The sequence below is a fragment of the Oceanivirga salmonicida genome, from assembly GCF_001517915.1.
Classification (GTDB): Bacteria; Fusobacteriota; Fusobacteriia; order Fusobacteriales; family Leptotrichiaceae; genus Oceanivirga; species Oceanivirga salmonicida.
Genome location: NZ_LOQI01000104.1, coordinates 1 through 3,288 on the forward strand (window position 1 = coordinate 1; position 3,288 = coordinate 3,288).

The window sequence follows — 3,288 nt, forward strand, 5'->3', positions numbered from 1 at the left end:
ATATTTATATATTCCTGTGTCAAAGTCATTACCATGATTATTGTATGAAAATGAAACATAGAATGGATTTTTCTTTTTATTTGTCATTATTATATTTGAGTATCCTTCTTTTGAAGAAGGTTCTATACTCACATTTATATCATTGCCTTTTGCATAATTAAAGTTCTCTATTAAGGTATCTATTTGCTCTATAGTATACTCTTGCCCCTTTCTAATACCTGAACTTAGATACAAGGGTATTACTGTTTCTTTATTATTATAAAATACCTTATCTACTTTACTTGCATAAAGGCTTATTGGTAATAGTAAATATATTATCTTTTTCAATGTGATCTCCTTTATTTTAATATTTTATAAAAATCTATAAAAAACGATGTGGAATATCTACTTCTATATCGTAAATATTATTAAAATTTATTTTTGCCATTACTCCTACTTCTTCATCTACCTTAAAATAAAATTCAATTAATATATCTCCATTTTCTTCAAATGCATAAGAAGTTGGTCTTACTAAATCTACTATTTTTTCATTACCACTTAAATAATCTTTAAAATCATAGTATTCTGATAATGAATCAAAATTCATTTTTATATAATCTTTTATTTTTTCTATTATTATATTAGAAATAACTTTTTCATTTATTAAATATTTTCTATAACTTTCCCTTTGTATTTCTTTAATTCCTATATTATCACTATCAACTATCAAAAATAAAATTTTATATTCTTTATTAAATAATTTTATTTTATCATTTTTTTCCCATCCTGTATCATAAATTAATTCTCCAAATATTTCATCATTATATTTTTTCATTTTTCTCCACCTGTATATACCACATTAGCATGTATTTCTCTTAAAACTAATTGCATTCTATCACTTAAATCAACTTCAAGCCAAGTAAGTTTTTCTAATATTTTAATATTCTTTGGTTCATTATTATTTACATGAGAATTTATTTGTCATAATTTTCTTTATACTCAAACATTTCCATTATTTTTTCTCCCAATTCTTTTGCACTCGGTTTTTCATTAAAAATATATTCACATTTATTACCATTAAAATCTTTGAAAGGAGAATAACCATGTCCATCTTTCATTTCTAATTGTAATTTATATTTATTTTCATAAAATTTAAAACTTATAAGATTGTATGCTGATGTTACACTAGAACAATTAAAATATTTTTTCTCCCATTTTATATCAACAGGAAATTCTATTATTTCATCATCACATTGTTCTAATGCCCATAATACAAACTCTCCTATTTTCTCACTATCTTTTTTACTTAAAAAAGAAATTATTCCATAATCCTTTCTTAATCTTAAACCTATTTTATTTCTTCCACTAGGTAATATTACCATTCTAAAATCTTTTTCTTTTTTTTCTTTATAAATTGCTATATCTATCGCCATTTTTGTTTCTCCTTTATTTTAATATTTTATAAAAAAAGTTCTGGAATATCTACTTCTATATCATATATATTGTTAAAATTTATTTTTGCCATTATTCCTTTTTCTACATACTCTTTATTAACTGTAAATTCAAACTCAATTAATATATCTCCATTTTCTTCAAATACATAATACATTGGTCTTACTAAATCAATTGTCTTTTCATTTCCATTTAAATAATTGGTTAAATCACAGTATTCAGATAAAAATTCAAAACTTTTTTTAATGTAATCTTCTATTTTCTCTATTATTATATCAGAAATTATTTTTTCATTTGCTAAATATTTTCTATAACTTTCCCTTTGTGTCTCTTTAATTCCTGTCTTTTCATAATCAGATATTAAGAATGATACTTTCCACTCTCTATTAAATAATTTTACTTTATTGTCTTTTTCCCAATCTATATTAAAAATTATATCTCCAAATACTTCATCATTATATTTTTTTATTTCTTTATTCTTATCTATTCCATAAAAATATTTGGCAATATCTACTTTCATATTACATATATCATCAAAGTCTATTTCTGCTACTATTTCCTCGTCTATATCTATATTAAAATCAAATTCAATAAATATAGAACCATCCTCCCTAAAATAATAACTTTTTGGTTTTATTAAATCTGCTATTTTTTTATAACTATTTAAATAATCGCTAAAAACAGAGTATTCTGAAAATAAGTCCAAATTTCTTTCTATACAATCTTTTATTTTTTCCAACATTATATCAGATATCATTTTTTCATTTAATAAATATTTTCTATAACTTTCCTTTTGTATTTCTTTAATTGCTGTGGCTCCCGAATTAACTATTCTAAATGCTATTTCATATTCTCTATTAAATAGCTTTATTTTATCATTTTTTCCCCAATCTATACCAAATACTAATCCACCAAATACTTCATCTTTACATTCTTTCATTTATTTTCCCCTTTATTTTCATAATTTTTTTGTACTATTCTACTTGTATGTACCACATTAGAATGTATTTCTCTTGGAACTAGTTGCATTCTACTACTTAAATCAACTTCAAGCCAAGTAAGTTTTTCTAATATTTTAATATTCTTTGGTTCATTATTATTTGTAGGAGAATTTATTTGTCATAATTTTCTTTGTACTCAAACATTTCCATTATTTTTTCGCCCAATTCTTTTGCACTTGGTTTTTCATTAAAAATATATCTATATTCATTACCATTAAAATCCTCAAACGGAGAATAACCATGTCCATCTTTCATTTTTAATTGTAATTCATATTTATTTTCATAAAATTCAAAACTTATGAGATTATATACTGACGCTACTTTTGAATCGCTAGAACAATTATAAAAACTTTTACTCCATTTTATATCAGTAGAATATTCTATTATTTCATCATCACATTGTTCTAATGCCCATAATGAAAGTTCTCCTGTTTTTTTACTATCTTTCTTACTTAAAAAAGAAGTTACTCCATAATTTTTCTCTGCTATTAATCCTATTTTACTTTTTCCACTAGGTAATATTATCATTCTAAAATCTTTTTCTTTTTTTTCTTTATATATACACAACTTTTAACATTTTTATTTCTCCTTTATTTTAATATTGTTATTTTTACCTTTATTCCCATTTTTTTTTGCTTCATTAATTACCCTTTCAAAATTATTTAATTGTGATTAACATAATTTTTTATTATTTATTGCTATTTCTAAAACACGTTCTTTAATATTTTCATTTTCTAATCTAATACCTTTTAATTCATAATTATCAAAATCTCTCATATCTCTTAAAGCCTTTTTCAAACTATTATATATTCCATTACCTGATTGATTTGTTTTAGCATCTAAATGAACACTTTTT

At 22.4% G+C, this 3,288-nt stretch carries 6 protein-coding genes; all 6 read right to left on the minus strand.

All coding sequences use genetic code 11. The annotated features are described in order from the left end of the window. Positions 1–327 (minus strand): hypothetical protein (locus AWT72_RS08240; RefSeq protein WP_197407643.1); only part of this gene is annotated, 327 nt, incomplete at its 3' end. 34 nt (positions 328–361) lie between these two features. Beyond that, entirely contained in the window at positions 362–814 is a 453-nt protein-coding gene (locus AWT72_RS08245) for a DUF6985 domain-containing protein (RefSeq protein WP_067143506.1), read from the minus strand. A 139-nt stretch (positions 815–953) separates the two neighbouring features. Further along, positions 954–1,412: an osmolarity sensor protein EnvZ gene (locus AWT72_RS08250; protein ID WP_067143509.1), complete on the minus strand. Its 459-nt coding sequence runs from the start codon at positions 1,410–1,412 to the stop codon at positions 954–956. A gap of 26 nt (positions 1,413–1,438) precedes the next feature. Beyond that, positions 1,439–2,371 carry a DUF6985 domain-containing protein gene (locus AWT72_RS08255; protein ID WP_067143512.1) on the minus strand — a complete coding sequence of 311 codons (933 nt, stop codon included), beginning with the start codon at positions 2,369–2,371 and terminating at the stop codon, positions 1,439–1,441. A 172-nt stretch (positions 2,372–2,543) separates the two neighbouring features. Continuing rightward, positions 2,544–2,999, minus strand: a complete 456-nt coding sequence (locus tag AWT72_RS08260; protein WP_306765440.1) for an osmolarity sensor protein EnvZ — start codon at positions 2,997–2,999, stop codon at positions 2,544–2,546. 105 nt (positions 3,000–3,104) lie between these two features. Next, positions 3,105–3,288 (minus strand): endonuclease toxin domain-containing protein (locus tag AWT72_RS09780; protein WP_371440144.1); only part of this gene is annotated, 184 nt, incomplete at its 5' end.